Genomic DNA, 17,916 nt, shown 5'->3' with positions numbered 1-17,916 from the left:
TCGCCGAATTCACCCCCCGAGGATATTTCCGGACAGATGATGTGACCTGCGTCCCGCGTGAAGATGTTACCGGGCAGGCCGCGGCACCCTTGGACGCGGGCGGCGTTTGTTGGTAGATTCGGTTAACATTTGACAGGAGTTTTCATGCGCCGATTTCTTGCCGCTGCCGTTACCGCCCTTTGCCTTTCCCCCGTCGCCGCACAAGCACAGGCCAGCTGCGGTGGCAGCTGGTCCGGTTTTATCGACGGCGTGAAACAAGAAGCCGTACGCGGCGGATTGCCGTCATCGGTGGCGGATCAGTTCTTTGGCCGGTTGCGCCAGAACAGCACCGTGCTGAGCCGCGACCGCGCGCAGGGGTTCTTTCAGCGCCCGTTCATCGATTTTTCGCGCTCGCTGATCAGCCAGAGCCGGCTGGACCGCGCGCGGCAACTGCTGTCCCAACGCAGCGCGCTGTTCCAGCAAGTGCAGCGCAGCTATGGGATCAACCCCGGTGTGATGCTGGCCTTTCTGGCCTTCGAGACCGATTTCGGCGCGTTTCAGGGCGACATCAACACCGCCGACGCGCTGGCCACGCTGGCACATGATTGCCGCCGACCAGAACTTTTCCGTCCGCAGCTGATCGCGATGGCCGAGCTCTACCGGCGCGGCGATCTGGACCCGGCGACGACGCAGGGCGCCTGGGCCGGGGAAATCGGCATGGTGCAGATGCTGCCGCGCGATATTCTGACTTTGGGCGTCGACGCCGACGGCAACGGCCATGTGGACGTGCGCGGCTCGATGCCCGACGCGGTGATGACCGGCGCCGCCCTGCTGCGCCACCACGGCTGGCGGCCGAATGAGCCGTGGCTGGTCGAAGTGTCGATCCCGTCGAATCTGGACCTGAGCCGCACCGGGCTGCGCACGCAGATGAGCGTCTCGGACTGGGAACGCATGGGCGTGCAGGCGCGGGGCGTGTCGATGCCCTCAGGCCGGCTGTCGGCCTCGGTGATCCTGCCGCAGGGCCATCGGGGCCCGGCCTTCATGATCTTTGACAACTTCCGTGTGCTGTTCGAGTGGAACCAGTCCTTCACCTATGTGGTGACCGCCGCCTATTTCGCCACAAGGATCGAGGGCGCGCCGATCTATGACGCGGGCAATCCGCAAGAAGGTCTGGACCAGAACGGCATGCGCACCCTGCAGCAGCGCCTGCAGGCGCGCGGGTTTGACGTCGGTGCGATTGACGGCATTCTGGGGGCTGGCACCCGCGCGGCGGTGCAGGATGTGCAGGGCCAGCTGGGTCTGCCCGCCGATGGCTGGCCCACCGCAGAGCTGCTGCGCCGCCTCTGATCCGACGGCCCGTGACAAACCCGCCGACCGCCGCGCTTTCTTCTTGCGACAAAGCGCGGCGTTTCCGTATGGTTTAACGACAGAAATAAACGATTTCTCGGGGAGAGGTACGCTATGGGACGCCGTGACGATCTGATTGCCAAATATGCCGATGACCTGCGCAATAAATGCGGGATGGAGCCGGATATGGCGTTGCTCACCAAGGTAACAATTGGCTGTGGCCCGTCGATCTATGACGCCGACGCCTCGACCGTCGCCGCCAGCCAGCCGGGTGAGCTGGAAACCGTCAAGGAAAAGTACCTGATGAAGAAGCTCGGTCTGGCCGCGGGTCCGGCGCTGGATGAGGCGATCGCAGCGGTGATCGAGACCTATGGCAAATCCGAGCGCAATAAGTATCGCGCGGTGGTGTATTACATGCTGTGCAAGCATTTCGGCAAGGAAGCCGCTTACGCCTGACCTGACCTTGGCCCGTCGCATTTGAGCTAAATGCGGTGGGCTAAATCTTTGCCAAGCGCACCGCGCCGTGTCAGGGTGGTTTCATGGACCAGGATGGTCCGGGACATATCCAGGTTCACGTGTGGTGCGAAGGGCACGTGGGAGATGGGGGGTTCCGGGCGACTGGAGCCCCCCATTGATTTCCCCCTTACAGATCCGCGAAGCCGAAGGCGTCATAATCCCGCCGATAGGCGATACGCACCAGATCGGTGATCTCTTCGTCGATGATTGCAGCAAGCGGCAGGCCCGGCTCACTCTCGGATCCCAACTCTGGCGCAGGGCGGCCCAGACGGCGGGCGAGGGTGGTCAGATCCTCGGCCAGCTCTTCTTCGCGCAGGATCAGGTCGGGGGTGATGACCTTGGTGTAGCCGTCCAGCAGCGCCGCCTGACTGGCCCACATCGGCCAGGGTTGCAGCCCGGTCTGGCCCGAAACCGACGCCGCACAGAACCGCAGGAACGCCTTGAACGCAGCGCGTTGTTCGTCCAGCGACAGCGAGCCCCCCTCCAGTGACGCCCCGAACAGGCGTGCCATATGCTCGCGCACGGCGGTGAAGTCGCCGGTCAGCACCTTGCGCTGAAACACCCAATAGGCGCGTTTGAGCGGGTGGCGCAGCACGGTGAAGCTGCGAAAACCCGGATGCGCGCGGCGCCACTGGTCCAGCCGCCCCTCATCGAAATCGCGCGGCAGAGCACCCGGCTGCACGCCGTCAAGCGCCGCCATCCAGTCGATCACCGAGGCCTCGGGCGCGCCGCGCAGCGGCAGGAACAACAACGGCACCTGCGCGCCTGCGTGGATCGCGGGCAGCGTCGGGCCGCGCCGCACTTCGAAATTGGGCGTGCGGGTCAGGTCGAACCGATCAATCCGCGCCATCGCCTGCGCCACCGCCTGCGGGTTGATCAGCTTCTGGTCCAGCGGCTCGGGGTTTTGCTTTTTCAGCGCGCGCGGCAGTTCGGCGATCACCGACGGCACGCCCAGCCAGCGCGCCAAGCCGTTGAGAACGCTCAGATCATTGGCATCATCGTAGCCAATATAGAAGGCGCTCTGCCCGGTGGTTTGCAGCCGGTTCAGAATCTCGATCTGGGTGCCCTGCACGCGGGACAGATGTTGCTCGAAATCGCTGGCGTCAAAGGTCACCTGCGTCTGTTTGCGGTGCTTCACATCGCCCAGTTTCCACTGGTTCGTCGCCGCCGCGATCTTGCGCGAGACATAGCTGTCCAGCGGGTTGCGCGTCAGGACGATCTTGGCGCAGGCCGGATCGGCCAGCACATGATCCCAGATCCGCCCGTCGTGGTCGTGAAAAAGCCGGAAGCCGACCATCCGCCCCCCGCCCGCGCGCACGGCCATCATCAGCGGCCAGGGGTCTATCTCGCGCTCGGCAAAGCTGATGCCTTTGAAACTGTCGGTGCCCGGCTGATTGATAAAGAACGGATTGAACAGCTCACCGTGGCACTCGATCCCCTCAAAAGCATTGAGGTTGGATTCCAACAGGTTGGACCCGGTCCGCATCTCGGCCAAAACAACAAAATACTCGAACGCCATGGGTTATTTCATCCGGTGCGAGGGGTCGGGAAAGACGGGCATCTGCGGGAAATCCCCCATCAGCACCGGCTGCATGCCCTGATTGCGCAATTCCTGCAGGAAGCTGCCGAAACCGCCCAGATCCACCATATCGGGGATGCGGATCAGCCGCGCCTGCGAATGCGGGGCGATTTCGTCGAACAGCATGTGCAGCGGCTCGGCGGGGTTTTCCAGAAACTCGGCCATCGTCCAGATGCGGATGCGCGCGCGGGTCTGCGGGCTTTGCAGCACGTCCAGCATCGCGGTCTCGATCCGCTGTAGCCGCGCCGCCTCGCGCCGTACTTGAGCGAAATCGCCGCCCGAGCGGTAGAGCGGCACCGCCCAGGCGCCCGAAATCACCGAGATCTGCGCGTTGGAATCGGTCGCCATGAAGCGCAGCAGGTCAAAATCCTTGCCCTGCGTATCGTCGGGGCCGAACTGAAAGCACTGCCGCTCGCCGCGCGTGGACCACAGAAGGTTGGTCAGAAAGGCGCGCGGGTTATAGTCGCGCAGGGTCGCACTGTCGCTGAGGCCGCCGGTAAACACCCGCTCCCGCCCGGCGAACTCGACCTTGCGCGGAGCGAAGAGGTGGCCGTGCACGCGGCAATTGGCGACGGCGGCCAGCCAGCCCTCAAAGTCCTGAAATACCTCGGTAAAGCCCTGAAACACCGAATAGGGCTCGGCCGTCTTGCCGTTCTCACGGTTTTTAACTGGAAAGCGGCTGGCCATGTAAAGCCCGGCGCGCCCGCGAACCCGCTGCGCGGTGGCGCGGGCGAAATGGCGGTCAATGCGGCTGGGTTGCGGTTCGGCGTCAGACGGGGCGGCCTCACGCGGGGCAAGGAAATGCTGATACAACCGGTCCGAGCCCACCCAGATCTTGCGCGCCATGAAGCAGTCCGAGCGCCGCAGCAGCTGCAAATGGTCGTCATAGAACACATGCGGCTTGCCCTGATGGTCGAACTTGCCCAGCGTCAACGTGCGGCTTTCAATCCGGCGGGCGTGCAGGCGCACGAGGGACTGGAAATAGCTTTCGTCAGGGATCCAGACGCGCTTGAAATAGCGGTCATACGGCCCGCGCATCGGATCGGTCAGGATCGCGTTCAGCGTCTCGCGCGTCAGGCACCACCATTGCGAGCCAATATGCGGCACGATGCTATCGGGAATGTCGCGCTTCATCCGCAGCAGGCGTTGGCCATCGACCAGCCGGTCGAACAGCCATTTGTTGCGCTTGAAGCCGATGGGGAACCACAGGGTGAAGCGTTCCTTGGACAGCCCGCCCTTGGTCCAGTTCACATCGCCCACGTTCACCGATTCGATGAAATCCGTATCGGGATGGCGGTCCAGCCATGCCTCCAGCTCGCTCACCGGGCGCAGCGGCAGGCAGGCACCCGACATCGCATAGACCCGCTCGACCCCCGGAAACTGCGCCAGCATCTGCTCGGACGCCGTCTGCATCGCCGCCACCAGTGACCACGTGCCCCATTCGCAGCGATGCCGCTTGCTGAACCGCACGTCGGGCAGATCGGCCAGCGCCGTCTGCAGCCCCTGAAACGCCTTCGCCGGGGTGCGGGCATCGACATGGATCATCACCGGATTGCCGCCCTGCGCCACAAACCGCGCCACCTGCGCCACGCGCTCCAGCGCGGTATGGGCCAGCAGGATGAACCCCAGCTTCTCGCTCATGCCCAGTTCCCCTTGGACATCAGACCCATGATCTCCAGCTGCCGCCAGTTGATGAAGCGCTCGGACCATTTGGTCCACAGATCGGTGCCGTCCTCAAGAACCTCGGCATAGGCCTTGTATTCGCGACCGTCGGCATAATGCTCACCCCGCGCCATTTCTTCGCGCGCCTTGCTGGTAAGCGTCGCCAGAAATTTGGCGTGCAGCAAACAGCCCGACGCCTTTTCGCCGCCCAGCGTGTCATAGGTCAGGTTCAGCCCGCGCGGCAGCAGCATATGGGTCGAACTGACATAGGCATAACTGCGGTCCCACTTGACCAGCGGGATCTTGTTGAGCGCGGGTGCGGCCTTGGGCTTGTCGGCAAAGAACCCGCGCGCACGCGGTCCGCCCTGTATCCATAGGTTGCGGTACTGGTGGTTGCGGGTGATCGCGTAATTGGCATTGTCGAACCAGCTGGCGATCTCCAGCGGGTTCTGCCCTTCAAGGCAGGGTTGCTCGTTGACCGGGCCCTTGGGATAGACGTCCAGCAGCAGCGTGCCAAAGCTGCGCAGTCCGGCGTCGTCCAGCCAGTCGGTCAGCGCGCGCAAGGGGCGGGTATCGCAGAACGGATAGAGGAAGAACTCGTCCACATCGACCACCAGCGCCCAGCGCCCGTGCGCATACCGGCGCAGCAGGGCATTCATCCAGTCCATGCCAAAGCGCGAGGCTTTGTAGCTGGCCGTCGTGCGCCAGACCGAGACATCGGGCTGCGCACTCAGATACTCAGCCGAGCCATCATCCGAGCCATTATCCACGATCAGAAAATGCTCGACGCCCAGCTCACGGTAATACTTCAGGAAATAGGCCAGCCGGGGCTTTTCATTGCGCAGGGTGGCGAACAGCAGAATGCTGGTCTTGCGCAATTGGTGGGTGCGGTCAGCGAGCGGTGCCAGCTCGCGCTTCTTCAGCCGGGCGCGCAGCTGCCAGCGCTTGCGCATCAGCCGCAGGCGATATGACGTCAGAAAACCCACGCAACTACCCACCCAACACTGCCTGTCTTCATGGGAATACCCCGGACCGAATCAGGATCAAACCGAAAACTTGTCATACGGGCGTCACCCCCACCCGCCGCGCGACATCAGCCCCTCGGCCTCGAGCTGTCGCCAGCCGCGATAGCGCGACGCCGCCGGGGTCCACAGATCCGGCGCGGTGATCAGCGCGTCGTAGTAGCTGTCAAACGCGCCCGGTTCGCCGAAATGCTGGCGGCGGGTCTTTTCCTCAGCCGATTTCGCGCCAATGCCGGGCAGGAATTTTGTGTGCAGCAAAACACCCGACAATTTCTCGCCGCCGCCGGTGTCGTAGATACGGTTCAGCGGGCGCGGCAGCAGCGTGTGGGTTGAGTTCAGATACACATAGCGCCAGTTCCATTTGACCAGCGGCACCTTGGTCAAGGTCGGCCCCCTCTCAGGCGTCTCGGCAAAGAACATCCGCCCGCGCGGCCCGCCCTGTATCCACAGCGCCCCCAGTTCAGGCTTGCGCGCGATGGTGTAATTGGCGCTGTCATACCAGCCCAGAACCTCGACCGGGTCTTGGCCTGCCCGGTAGCGGACGCTGTCCAGCGGGCCCTTGGGATACAGATCCAGCATCAGCGCGCCAAAGGCCTGCTCGCCCTCGCCCTCCAGAAACGTGGTTAACGCGGGCAGCGGGCGGGTGTCATGATGCGGATAGACCAGCAATTCATCGGCATCGACGGTCAGGCACCAATGCCCGTCGCCATGGCGCATCAACAGCCCCTGCAGCCAGTCCACCCCGAAACGCGAGTCGCGATAGCTCGCCTTGGTGTGCCACAGCGACACATCCGGCTGCTCGCCCAGCAGCGCGCGGCTGCCGTCGTCGCTGTCATTATCCACCACCAGAAAATGCCGCACACCCAAGGCGCGGTAGTGGCTCAGGAAATAGGGCAGCCTCTCGGCCTCGTTCCGCAGCGTGGTAAAGGCCAGGACATCCCCCGGCCTGATCGCGTCCGTGCGGTCCACCAGCGCGCTCAGCTCGCGCCGTTTGCGCAGCGCACGCGCCAGCCGCAGCTGCCTGCGCCGCCGCCATTGATACGCCGTCCAAAGATCGAGAACCTTGCCCATCACACCCCTGTTGCGCTTCATCTTGCCTTAAATACGCGCGGGGGTGAATTCGCGAATGCGAAGAGGGGGCAGCAAGCCCCCTCTGTGCGATCTCAAAGGCAGCGCAGTCGCTTATTCAGCAGCCTGACGCATCGCCATCATGTCGTAGATATAGTCTTCCAGCTCGTCGCGCAGATCAGCACGGGCCAGACCGAAAGCGATGGTTGCCTGCAGGAACCCGGCTTTCGAGCCGCAGTCATAGCGTTGACCCTGGAAACGGTAGCCATAGACGTTGTTGTGGGCTTCGATCTGCTTTGCGATCGCGTCGGTCAGCTGGATCTCACCCCCGGCACCCGTCTGCTTGTCGTCGAGCGTTTTCAGCACATCGGGCGACAGGATATAGCGGCCGATGACGGCCAGATTGGACGGCGCGGTACCCGGTGCGGGCTTTTCGACCATGCCCTTGACCGGCAGAACCGGGCTGATCGAGGCGGGCACATCGAGCACGCCATACGAGCTGGCCTTTTCAGCCGGCACTTCCATCGCCGCAACCATGTTGCCGCCGGTTTCGGCATAAGCCTCGACCATCTGCTTGAGGCAGGGCTTCTCGGCGGCGATCACGTCATCAGGCAGCAGCACGGCGAAAGGCTCGTCGCCGATCAGATGACGGGCGCACCAGACGGCGTGCCCCAGACCCAGCGCCTGGTTCTGGCGGACATAGGCCAGCGCGCCGCTGTCCATGTTGGTAGCGTTCAGGATTTCCAGAAGGTCGGTCTTGCCCTTGGCGCGCAGCGAGGCTTCCAGCTCGGGGGCACGGTCAAAGTAGTCCTCAAGTGCGCCTTTGCCGCGCGAAGTCACAAAGATGAATTCGGTAATCCCGGCTTCGCGTGCCTCGTCGATCGCGTATTGGATCAGCGGCCGGTCAACCAGCGTCATGATCTCTTTCGGAACGGCCTTGGTCGCGGGCAGGAAACGGGTGCCCATGCCGGCTACGGGGAAAACGGCTTTGGTAACTTTGTTGCGCATCTGAGGTTCCACCTTGCTGTCCTTGGCGGTGCTTCTGCCGCCCACAGACACTTGATGCCGGTGAAACTGGGCGCGTTTGTGGCCCGAAATTGTGGAATTATTGGTGAATTAAGGACGATTCCCGGCCAATGCCGCTTTGCAGCGTGGATCAGCCGGGAATCGACACCTCAGCGCAGAATCACCCCGGGCGAGAGGACCAGAAAGAACGGGTTCTCATAGCCCGCTTTGCCATAGGTCAGGGGCGAATGGTCATCGAAGCGCAGCACGATACCGCCTGCGCCCAACACGACAGCATGCCCTGCTGCCGTGTCCCATTCCATCGTGCGGCCCAGACGCGGATAGAAGTCCGCCTCTCCCGTGGCGACCAGACAGAATTTCAGCGACGATCCCGCGCTTTTGGCGTCCTTGACGGTATAGCGGTTAATGTAGTCGTCGGTTGCCGCATCGCGGTGCGATTTCGACGCCACGACCAAAAGCGCGTCATTGTCGGGCTTTGACACCTGAATCGGGGTCACGACGCCGGGTGTTTCACCAAAGGGCGCGGCCTCTTCCACGCTTGAGCCATCGGCGCGCGTATAGAACAGCCGGTCTTTGGCCGGTGCATAGACCACGCCGCGCACCGGCACGCCGTTTTCCACCAGCGCGATGTTGACGGTGAAATCACCGCGACGCTGGACGAATTCCTTGGTCCCATCCAGCGGATCGACGATGATAAAGCGGTCCGCCTGAATGGCGTGCGATTCAGACAGCTCTTCTGTCACCACCGGCACACCCGGAAATGCCTTGGCCAGCTCGGCACGAATCAGCACATCGGCGGCTTCGTCGGCTTCGGTCACCGGCGAGTTGTCAGACTTGGCACGCGCCTCGAAGTCGGGGCGGGCATAGACCTCCATGATGACGTCCCCAGCCTTGAGCGCGATGGCGCGAAAAATGGTCTCAATCTGTTGATGCAAATCTGCGGACATGAAATCGCTCTTTCTGGGGGGCCGAGTTGATCGGGTTCGCCTTTCGCCTTATCCTTGCCACAGCCTGGGGTGCAAGCTTACCCACCCTTAAACCGGCAAGGAATCGCGCCGATGCTCAGTAATCGCAGTCAGGACTCGGGACTGGCTTCGGCCTTCACCATTCTTGAGCTGATTTATCACTCGGCGGTCCGGTCGGTGCGCAACGCGCATGGCAACGCGCTGATGGGCCTGTTGCTGAACATCGTGCAGACGCTGATGCTGGTCGGTGTCTTTTACCTCATGTTCTTTTTCATGGGGCGAACCAGCGCGGGCATCCGGGGCGATTTCCTGCTGTACCTGATGACCGGCGTGTTCCTGTTCATGTGTCACGTCAAGGCGATGGGCGCGGTTGTCGGATCTGAGGGGCCAACCTCGGCGATGATGAAACACGCGCCGATGAATACCATCGTGTCGATTGGCGCCGCCGCGCTGGGTGAGCTTTATGTGCAGATCCTGTCGATGACCGTGGTGCTGTTTCTCTACCACGCCGCGTGGCAGCCGCTGGTGATCTATGATGTGCTGGGCACGCTGCTGATGATGTTGCTCAGCTGGTTCTCAGGCGTGGCGATCGGCATGATCTTTCTGGCAGCGAAACCATGGTCGCCCAAAACCATCGGCCTGCTGTCACAGGTCTATTCGCGGGTGAACATGTTCGCCTCGGGCAAGATGTTCGTCGCCAATTCGCTGCCCGGTTTCATGCTGCCCTATTTCACCTGGAACCCGCTGTTCCACACGATTGATCAGGCGCGCGGCTTCGCGTTCCTGAACTATAACCCGCATTACACGAATGTGGTCTATCCGGTGGCGATCACCTTTGCCGCCTTGCTGATCGGGCTGATGGGCGAGTTTTACACCCGCCGCCGCGCGTCGATCAGTTGGAGCGCCAAGCATTGAACGGGTCGTTGGCGCGACTGTGAAGGCGCGCCGCACGCAAACTCAGCACACCGCTGGAATATTTGCTATCCTTGGGCGACAAGGAGGCTTTTCATGATCCGTTTCATTTCACTATTTATCGCTGTTTTCCTCTCGCACGCGGCCATGGCGCAGGATTTCCCCGCGCTGTTTCGTGTCACCAATGTCTCGGCCGGCGATGTTCTCAACATCCGCGCCGAGGCCAGCGCCCGGTCCAATATCGTCGGCCAGTTCACCCGCACGCAGGTCGGGATCGAGGTGATCGGCCTGTCCGAAGACCGAAACTGGGGTCTGGTGCGCACCAATGAGGCCGTTGGCTGGACCTCGATGCGCTATCTCACCGCCGAGCGCTCAGACAGCTGGCGTGACGGCCAGCAATCGTTGACCTGCTCGGGGACCGAGCCGTTCTGGACGCTGCATCTGTATCTGCCGACAAATGGCGGCGCGTATCAAAGTCTGGCGGATGGCACCAACACCACGCTGACCACGGATGCACCGGCCCTGCCCACCACCTTCGCACCACCGACACTGGCCGTGCCCTTTACCGGCGGACGTACCGGCATGGCGGTGATCCGCAATGGCGTGTGCTCCGACGGGATGAGCGACTATCTTTACGGGCTTGAGACACAGGTCTATTTCCGCGGCCAGACCTCGGCGCTGTCGGGTTGCTGCACGCTGGCGCATTGACCCCGGGCCCGGCTTGCACTTGCTGTCCAGCCGGGCCACATACCCCCGATCAAGCCAAAGGTGCCCATGCCCACGCTCTATATCGACGCCGACGCCTGCCCGGTGCGGGAAGAGGCCCTGAAAGTCGCGCTGCGCCACGGCGCCAACGTTGTCTTTGTGTCGAATGGCGGCATCCGTCCGGTCAATCACCCGCTGGTGCGGATGGTCTATGTCGATCAGGGCGCGGACGAGGCTGACAAATGGATCGCCGCCGCCTGCGTGCCCGGCGATGTGGCGGTGACGGGCGATATCCCTTTGGCGGCCCGCTGTCTCGAGGCCGGGGCCGCCGTGCTCAAGCACGATGGCAGTGAGCTGACGCCGGTCAATATCGGTCAGATTCTGGCCATGCGCGACCTTGCCGCCGATCTGCGGGCCGCGGATCCGTTTCGCCAGGGCTCGGGCAAGGTTTTCGGCCCGCGCGATCGTTCACGCTTTTCGCAGGCGCTTGACCGTCTGCTGGTGAATCGCAAGTAAAACGAGCCGTTGCTTCACTAATGTACGAAAGAGCGCAAGCGCCTGCGCTCGTTATGTTCACATTTACGGCACCTGCTCAGACGAGATCGGCAATTTCTCGCCAGCGTAAATGAAACCGCCTTTCGCAGTTCCCTGCTCGCCCCAGGCATTCGGCATATCGCTATAACGGACAAGCCGTTGTCCGTGCGAGTTTGCGCGCTAACAAGCGTGTTTTCAGCGCCTCATTCAACGAATTCGTTGTAAATCACTCCCCAAACCGCCCAGGCTTAACCTTTTCGTACGACATCTGACGAATGCTCAACCCCAGTGATCAGGGATTAAGCACAAGGATCAGAGCCGTCTGTTTTGCCCGCTTTCCGGCGCAGTGACCGTAATAAGGAAAACTGATGTTTGCATTTTGCATTTGACGAGAAAAAGAGGAACGTGCAAACCAGAATGATGCGAATCACCTTAATAAAGCAGGACGACACATGAACGATCTGGAAAGCCTGTCGCTGAAGGAGCTCAAGCAACTTCAGAAAGACGTCGACGCGGCGATCACCGAATTCAAAGATCGCGAACGGAAAAAGGCGCTGGCCGAAGTTGAGGCTTTTGCCAAAGAACGCGGCCTGTCCCCGTCGGATCTGTCTGAACTGACTTCCAAACGTACGCGCAAGGCTGCCGTGCCGAAATACGCCAACCCGGCAGACGATAGCCAGACTTGGACCGGTCGTGGCCGCCGCCCGCGCTGGATCGAAGCCGCGCTGGCTGAGGGTAAATCGCTGGAAGACATGGCGATCTGAGAGTCGTGATCAACAAAGCCGAGCCTACGGCTTTATTAAGTCAGATCTGGAAAAAGATGTAATAAGACATAGTTTGAATTCTGTCTTTAGACCAGAAGCAGAAACGGCGGCCGTTGGGCCGCCGTTTTTTCAACTCCAGGTGGGATGAAACTTGTTGCCGGGTGAAAGCGTAAATATTTCACAACCCGTGGCAGTAACGCCCACCGAATGCTCGAACTGCGCGGACAGGGATTTGTCGCGGGTGATCGCCGTCCAATCGTCAGCCAGAACCTTGGTCTCGGCCCGCCCCAGATTGACCATGGGCTCGATGGTAAAGAACATCCCCTCTTCCAGCACCGCCTCACGCCCGGGACGCCCGTAATGCAACACATTGGGCGGCGCGTGGAAAACGCGGCCCAAGCCGTGCCCGCAAAAATCACGGACCACCGACATGCGTTGCGCTTCGACATAGCTTTGAATCGCATAGCCGATATCGCCAAAGGTGTTGCCGGGCTTGACCGCCTCGATCCCCTTCATCAGCGAGTCGTGCGTGACCTCGATCAGCCGCATCGCAAAGGGCTTCGGCTTGCCCGCAATATACATGCGCGACGAGTCACCAAACCAGCCATCCACGATCACCGTCACGTCGATGTTCAGAATATCGCCGTCGCGGATCTCGTCATCCAGCCGCTTCTTCTCGGTGCGCCCGGTGGGCACCGGGCTGCCGGGTATACCGTGGCAGACGACATGGTTCAGGCTGATGCAGCTGGCGTGCTTGTACCCGCGATAGCCGATCGTCGCCGAGGTCGCGCCATTGGCGTTGACCCATTCCTCGATCAGGCGATCCAGCTCTCCTGTCGTCTGGCCCGGCGCGACATGCGGCGCAATGTCGTCAAGGATCTTCGCGGCCAGCTGCCCGGCCCGCTGCATCCCGGCGAAATCTTCGGCCTCGTGGATGCGGATCCCCTCGCGGGTGACGGTCCCTTTCTTTTCGTACACGGTCTGACCTCTTTTTTTCTGGTCTCTAAATAGGGACGAATCGGCGAAAAGGCCAGATCCGGCTAAATCCGCGCCTGCGGCGAGGGAACAACCAACACGGGCAACGTGGTGCGCACGCCCTGCGGTGTGATCTGCGTGCCCAGCGCCAGCATCTGCACCCCGGCCGCGCGCGCCGCATCAAAGGCCGCCGCATAGGTCGGGTCGATGTCCGCCGCGATCCGCACCCGGTCGACATCATCGCGCGCCAGCAGATAGAGCATCGCCGCCGGTCGCCCGGCCTGCGCCGCTGCCGTCAGCTCACGCAGGTGCTTGGTGCCGCGCGCGGTGACGCTGTCGGGGAACTCGCCCCAGCCATCGCGGGCCAGCGTGACGCTTTTGACCTCAAGCAGCGTGCCGTCGCCCAGCACGAAATCCACCCGCGTATGGTCGCTGATCTTCACCTCGGCCCGGAAGTCACCCGCGTTCAGAAACCCGGCCTTCAGCGCCTCGGCCACCAGCCGGTTGGCCATGCCGGTATCCACCACCGCCGTGCCGGTCCCGGTTTCCACCAGCACCCACGACCAGCGCAGTTTGCGCTTGGGATCGTCATTGCCGCTGATCCAGCAGGTCATCCCCGGTTCCGCCATCCCCATCATCGAACCGGGATTGGCGCAATGCGCGGTGATCTCTGTGCCGTCGAATTCCATGTCAGCAAGGAAGCGTTTGTAACGGCACAGCAACGTAGTGCGGAGCAGGGGGCGGGCAAATTCCATCCCCAAGCCTTAGCGCCCGCGCCCGCGATTGGAAACGCCGCAAAAGCGCGCTAACGTCGCGCCAAAGCACAAGAGGTCTCCATGCCCAATCCCACCGCCGCCATGCTCGTCATCGGGGACGAGATCCTGTCCGGCCGCACCCGCGACACCAACACCAACCATCTGGCGCAGGCACTGACCGCGCGCGGCATCCGGCTGCAGGAGGCCCGCGTGGTGGCCGATGATCAGGGCGCCATCGTCGCTGCGGTGAACGCACTGCGGGGTGCCTATGACCACGTTTTCACCTCGGGCGGGATCGGGCCGACGCATGACGACATCACCGCCGATGCGGTAGCGGCGGCCTTTGGCGCGCCGATTGACGTGCGCGCCGATGCCCGCGCGATCCTTGAAGCGCATTACCAGCGCACCGGGCTTGAGCTGAACGAAGCCCGCCTGCGCATGGCCCGCATCCCCGACGGGGCCACGCTGATCGACAACCCGGTGTCCTCGGCCCCCGGTTTCATCCTGGGCAACGTGCATGTCATGGCCGGAGTCCCCGCGATCTTTGAAGCGATGGTGGCCAGCGTGCTGCCCACGCTTACCGGCGGCGACCCGCTGCTCAGCCAGATGATCGACGTCAAGCGCGGTGAAGGCGAGATTGCCCAGCCGCTCAAGGAACTGTCGCAACAATACCCCGACCTGAGCTTTGGCTCGTACCCCTATCAGCGCAACGGCGCGCATGGCACGCAACTGGTCGTGCGCGGCACCGACGCGGCGCAGATCGACGCTGCCGTGGTGGCGCTGTCGCGTCTGGTGGCGCAGGCATGAGCGACGCCCTCTTCGCCGCGCTCGAAGCGACATGGCCGCCGCTCTCCAGCCAGACGCCTGGCCCGTTCCGCCTGCGCAACGGGGCAGGCGGCGGCAAGCGCGTCAGCGCGGCGGTGCTGGAAGGCGCGTTCAGCGAGGCCGCGCTTGACGCGCTGGGAGAGCAGCCGCTGTTCCAGCTGCGCGCCAATCAGGACGCGCTGGATGCCGCGCTGGAAAAGCGCGGCTACCGCGTCGTTGACCCTACACTGCTGATGACTGCGCCCGTCGAACTCGTCGCCGAAACGCCGCGCCCGGTCTCACTACCGACGATCTGGCCGCTGCTGGCGATCCAGCGCCATATCTGGGCCGAGGGCCATGTCGGCCCCGAGCGTATCGCCGTGATGGAACGCGCCTGCGATCCCAAGATGAGCTTCATCGCCCGGTTTCAGGACCGCGCCGCCGGCGTCGGCTTTCTGGCGATCCATCAGGGCATCGCGATGTTGCATGCCCTGCATGTTGACCCGGATTTCCGCCGCAAGGGCGTCGCGCAGTACATGGTGCGCGGCATGGCCGATTGGGCGCAACGCCACGGCGCGACGACCTTTGCGCTGGCCGTCACCCGCGCCAATGCCAGCGCGCGCGCTCTTTACACGCGACTCGGCATGCAGGAAGTTGACGCGTATCATTACAGGGAGAAACAACCATGAGCCGAATTACCGCTCTCGATCTGCCGCCCGTCGATCCGCTTCCCGAGGCGACTCAACGCTATTTCGACATCTGCGTCGAAAAGCTGGGCATGGTCCCGAACGTGGTGCAGGCGCATGCCTTCGATATCGCCAAGCTCAACGCCTTCACGGCGATGTACAACGACCTGATGCTGGCCGATTCCGGCCTGACCAAGCTGGAACGCGAGATGATCGCGGTCGTCGTCTCATCCACCAACCGCTGCTGGTATTGTCAGGTCGCCCATGGCGCTGCCGTGCGCCAGCTGTCGGGCAACCCGGCGCTGGGTGAGGCGCTGGTGATGAACTGGCGCGTGGCCAAGATCGACGAGCGGCAAAAGGCGATGCTGGCGTTTTCCGAGAAAGCGACCAAGACGTCGTCCGAGATCGTCGAAGCCGACCGCGAGGCGCTGCGCGCCCAGGGGTTCAGCGACCGCGATATCTTTGATATCGCAGCGATTGTCGGGTTCTTCAACATGTCCAACCGCGTCGCCTCGGCCATCGGCATGGAGCCGAACGAAGAGTATCACGCACAGTCACGCTGATCGCGCGAAGGGTCAGCGCGACTTGGGGGGCTTGACCCTGACGAAAAGTTGAACAGGTTAAGCGGCGGCGCATCGTGGCGGGAGCAATCCCCGACCTGATGCGCCGCTTTGCACGGGGGCCGGGGCCCCCGACGCCCGCAGCTCAGGACAGACCCATGACGACCAAGGCCCCTCTCATCACCCCCGTCCTGATCGGCGGCTGTATCATCATTCTGATCGGCTTCGCCGCCCGCGCCTCGTTCGGCGTCTTCCAGATCCCCATCGCCAGCGAATTCGGCTGGCCCCGGTCCGAATTCTCGCTGGCCATCGCCATCCAGAACCTTGCCTGGGGCATCGGCCAGCCGCTGTTTGGCGCGTTTGCCGAGCGCTTCGGCGACCGCAAGGCGATCATCCTGGGGGCCTTGTTCTATGCTGCCGGTCTGGTGCTGTCGTCCTTTGCCGTCACGCCCGGGACGATGCAGCTTCTGGAGTTCCTCGTCGGGTTCGGCATCGCGGGCACCGGCTTTGGCGTGATCCTCGCCGTTGTAGGGCGCGCAGCCTCGGACGAGAACCGCTCGATGGCGCTGGGCATTGCCACCGCCGCCGGGTCCGCGGGGCAGGTCATCGGCGCACCGATTGCCGAGATCCTGCTGGGGCATTTCCCGTGGCAGACCGTTTTCATCATCTTCGCCGGGGTGATCCTGCTGTCGCTCTTTGCCCTGCCGATGATGCGCTCGGAAAAGATGGCCAGCCGCGCCGAGCTTGAGCAATCGCTGGGTCAGGCGCTGAAACAGGCGTTCCGCGATCCGTCCTTCTCGCTCATCGCCATCGGCTTCTTTTCCTGCGGCTATCAACTGGGCTTCATCACCGCCCACTTCCCCGCCATGGTAACCGAGATGTGCGGCACCCCCGCGCCCGACGGGATGCTGGCGGCGCTGGGGATCAGCACCACCTCGGCACTGGGCGCGGTGGCGATCTCGGTGATCGGTCTGGCCAATATCGGCGGCACGCTGGCCGCCGCCTGGGCGGGCAAACGGTTCAGCAAGAAATACCTGCTGGCCGGGATCTATACCGCCCGCACCATCATCGGCGCGACGTTTATCCTGATGCCGATCACGCCGACCTCGGTGCTGTTGTTCTCGGTCGCCATGGGCTCGCTGTGGCTTGCCACGGTGCCGCTGACCTCGGGGCTGGTCGCGCATATTTACGGGTTGCGCTACATGGGCACGCTCTATGGGCTGGTGTTCCTCAGCCACCAGATCGGCAGCTTTCTGGGCGTCTGGCTGGGCGGCGCGCTCTATGACGTTTACGGCGATTACACGCTGGTCTGGTGGGTCGGCATCGCTGTCGGCGCGCTCTCGGCGCTGGTGCATCTGCCGATCCGCGAACGCGCGCTCAACCTGATGGCCCCGGCATGAGGGCGATCTTTGACCTCGACGGCACGCTGGTCGATTCCGCCCTCGACATCCACGCCGCCGGCAACCGGACGCTGGCGGCCGAAGGCCTGCCGCCGGTAACGCCCAAGCAGGCTCAGGGCTTTGTCGGTCACGGGGCCAAGGTCTTTGTCGACCGTCTGGAACGCGCCGCCGCCGGTACCAACGACCCCGCCCGGACCGAACGCATGCGCGCCCGCTTCGCTGCGGAATACGAGATCGCGCATGATTTCAGCACCGTCTACCCCGGCGTCGAAACCGCACTGGCCACGCTCAAGGCGCAGGGCTGGCAACTGGGTCTGTGCACCAACAAACCTCTGCGCCCGGCGCTGGCGGTTCTGGCGCATTTCGGCTGGTCCGACATGTTCGAGGTGGTCATCGCCGGAGACAGCCTGCCGGTGACCAAACCCGATCCCGCACCGCTTCTCGCCGCCATGCAGGCGCTGGACGACAGCCCGTTGGTCTATGTCGGCGACAGCGAGGTCGACGCCCGCACCGCACAGGCCGCGCGCGTCCCCTTCGCGCTCTATACCCTTGGCTACCGCAAATCCCCGATCGACCAGATCCCGCACGCTGAGGCCTTTGACGACTGGTCAGCGCTCCCCGCCATCGCCCAACGACTGGCCCGCTGACCCATCATCT

The 17,916-nt window shown here is 63.1% G+C and carries 19 protein-coding genes; 11 read left to right on the top strand and 8 right to left on the bottom strand.

The window, feature by feature from the left end:
- The first annotated feature begins 144 nt into the window (after window positions 1-144).
- Together EAE28_RS11870 and EAE28_RS11865 are read left to right on the top strand one after the other, a co-directional pair.
- A complete protein-coding gene (locus tag EAE28_RS11870) occupies window positions 145-1,326 on the top strand; it encodes a lytic murein transglycosylase (RefSeq protein ID WP_127106466.1) in 1,182 nt (393 codons plus the stop codon).
- 114 nt (window positions 1,327-1,440) lie between these two features.
- Window positions 1,441-1,782, top strand: a complete 342-nt coding sequence (locus tag EAE28_RS11865; protein ID WP_127106464.1) for a DUF2853 family protein — start codon at window positions 1,441-1,443, stop codon at window positions 1,780-1,782.
- 187 nt (window positions 1,783-1,969) lie between these two features.
- On the opposite strand, the gene EAE28_RS11860 is transcribed toward EAE28_RS11865, so the two are convergent.
- The 6 genes from EAE28_RS11860 to cysQ form a co-directional block, all read right to left on the bottom strand.
- On the bottom strand, window positions 1,970-3,361 hold the full coding sequence (locus tag EAE28_RS11860) for a sulfotransferase family protein (protein ID WP_127106462.1): 1,392 nt from the start codon (window positions 3,359-3,361) through the stop codon (window positions 1,970-1,972).
- A gap of 3 nt (window positions 3,362-3,364) precedes the next feature.
- Complete coding sequence (locus EAE28_RS11855) at window positions 3,365-5,062, bottom strand: DUF5927 domain-containing protein (protein WP_127106460.1); 1,698 nt, start codon at window positions 5,060-5,062, stop codon at window positions 3,365-3,367.
- Window positions 5,059-6,069, bottom strand: coding sequence for a glycosyltransferase family 2 protein (locus EAE28_RS11850; RefSeq protein ID WP_127106458.1), 1,011 nt, complete (start codon window positions 6,067-6,069; stop codon window positions 5,059-5,061). The genes EAE28_RS11855 and EAE28_RS11850 overlap by 4 nt, the downstream gene beginning before the upstream one ends.
- Before the next feature lie 84 nt (window positions 6,070-6,153).
- The gene (locus EAE28_RS11845; RefSeq protein WP_246022335.1) at window positions 6,154-7,197 is read right to left on the bottom strand and encodes a glycosyltransferase family 2 protein; all 1,044 of its coding nucleotides are present in this window, start codon (window positions 7,195-7,197) and stop codon (window positions 6,154-6,156) included.
- A gap of 90 nt (window positions 7,198-7,287) precedes the next feature.
- Window positions 7,288-8,181 (bottom strand): UTP--glucose-1-phosphate uridylyltransferase GalU, encoded by an 894-nt coding sequence (gene galU, locus EAE28_RS11840; RefSeq protein WP_127106456.1) that lies wholly within the window; start codon window positions 8,179-8,181, stop codon window positions 7,288-7,290.
- A gap of 167 nt (window positions 8,182-8,348) precedes the next feature.
- Entirely contained in the window at window positions 8,349-9,146 is a 798-nt protein-coding gene (cysQ, locus tag EAE28_RS11835) for a 3'(2'),5'-bisphosphate nucleotidase CysQ (RefSeq protein ID WP_127106454.1), read from the bottom strand.
- Window positions 9,147-9,257: 111 nt separating this feature from the next.
- On the opposite strand from cysQ, the gene EAE28_RS11830 reads away from it, so the two are divergent.
- From EAE28_RS11830 to EAE28_RS11815, 4 genes are all read left to right on the top strand, one after another.
- A complete protein-coding gene (locus EAE28_RS11830; RefSeq protein WP_127106452.1) occupies window positions 9,258-10,079 on the top strand; it encodes an ABC transporter permease in 822 nt (273 codons plus the stop codon).
- A gap of 93 nt (window positions 10,080-10,172) precedes the next feature.
- Window positions 10,173-10,784, top strand: coding sequence for a hypothetical protein (locus EAE28_RS11825; protein WP_127106450.1), 612 nt, complete (start codon window positions 10,173-10,175; stop codon window positions 10,782-10,784).
- Between the two features lie 66 nt (window positions 10,785-10,850).
- The gene (locus EAE28_RS11820) at window positions 10,851-11,297 is read left to right on the top strand and encodes a YaiI/YqxD family protein (protein WP_127106448.1); all 447 of its coding nucleotides are present in this window, start codon (window positions 10,851-10,853) and stop codon (window positions 11,295-11,297) included.
- A gap of 470 nt (window positions 11,298-11,767) precedes the next feature.
- Window positions 11,768-12,079 (top strand): H-NS histone family protein, encoded by a 312-nt coding sequence (locus tag EAE28_RS11815; RefSeq protein WP_127106446.1) that lies wholly within the window; start codon window positions 11,768-11,770, stop codon window positions 12,077-12,079.
- A 129-nt stretch (window positions 12,080-12,208) separates the two neighbouring features.
- Here the strand turns inward: EAE28_RS11815 and map are convergent, their stop codons facing one another.
- Both map and sfsA read right to left on the bottom strand, forming a co-directional pair.
- Window positions 12,209-13,057 (bottom strand): type I methionyl aminopeptidase, encoded by an 849-nt coding sequence (gene map, locus EAE28_RS11810; protein ID WP_127106444.1) that lies wholly within the window; start codon window positions 13,055-13,057, stop codon window positions 12,209-12,211.
- A 62-nt stretch (window positions 13,058-13,119) separates the two neighbouring features.
- A complete protein-coding gene (sfsA, locus tag EAE28_RS11805; protein WP_127106442.1) occupies window positions 13,120-13,809 on the bottom strand; it encodes a DNA/RNA nuclease SfsA in 690 nt (229 codons plus the stop codon).
- An 81-nt stretch (window positions 13,810-13,890) separates the two neighbouring features.
- Here sfsA and EAE28_RS11800 point away from each other — a divergent pair, with 81 nt between their 5' ends.
- From EAE28_RS11800 to gph, 5 genes are all read left to right on the top strand, one after another.
- On the top strand, window positions 13,891-14,616 hold the full coding sequence (locus EAE28_RS11800) for a competence/damage-inducible protein A (RefSeq protein WP_127106440.1): 726 nt from the start codon (window positions 13,891-13,893) through the stop codon (window positions 14,614-14,616).
- On the top strand, window positions 14,613-15,302 hold the full coding sequence (locus EAE28_RS11795) for a GNAT family N-acetyltransferase (protein WP_127106438.1): 690 nt from the start codon (window positions 14,613-14,615) through the stop codon (window positions 15,300-15,302). The genes EAE28_RS11800 and EAE28_RS11795 overlap by 4 nt, the downstream gene beginning before the upstream one ends.
- Window positions 15,299-15,862, top strand: coding sequence for a peroxidase-related enzyme (locus EAE28_RS11790; RefSeq protein ID WP_127106436.1), 564 nt, complete (start codon window positions 15,299-15,301; stop codon window positions 15,860-15,862). Before EAE28_RS11795 ends, EAE28_RS11790 begins: the two co-directional genes overlap by 4 nt.
- A gap of 155 nt (window positions 15,863-16,017) precedes the next feature.
- A complete protein-coding gene (locus EAE28_RS11785; protein ID WP_127106434.1) occupies window positions 16,018-17,259 on the top strand; it encodes an MFS transporter in 1,242 nt (413 codons plus the stop codon).
- Window positions 17,256-17,906 carry a phosphoglycolate phosphatase gene (gene gph / locus EAE28_RS11780; protein WP_127106432.1) on the top strand — a complete coding sequence of 217 codons (651 nt, stop codon included), beginning with the start codon at window positions 17,256-17,258 and terminating at the stop codon, window positions 17,904-17,906. The genes EAE28_RS11785 and gph overlap by 4 nt, the downstream gene beginning before the upstream one ends.
- Window positions 17,907-17,916: the final 10 nt, after the last annotated feature.

Source organism: Pararhodobacter zhoushanensis (assembly GCF_003990445.1).
GTDB lineage: Bacteria > Pseudomonadota > Alphaproteobacteria > Rhodobacterales > Rhodobacteraceae > Pararhodobacter > Pararhodobacter zhoushanensis.
This window is presented reverse-complemented; position numbering and strand designations above follow the sequence as displayed.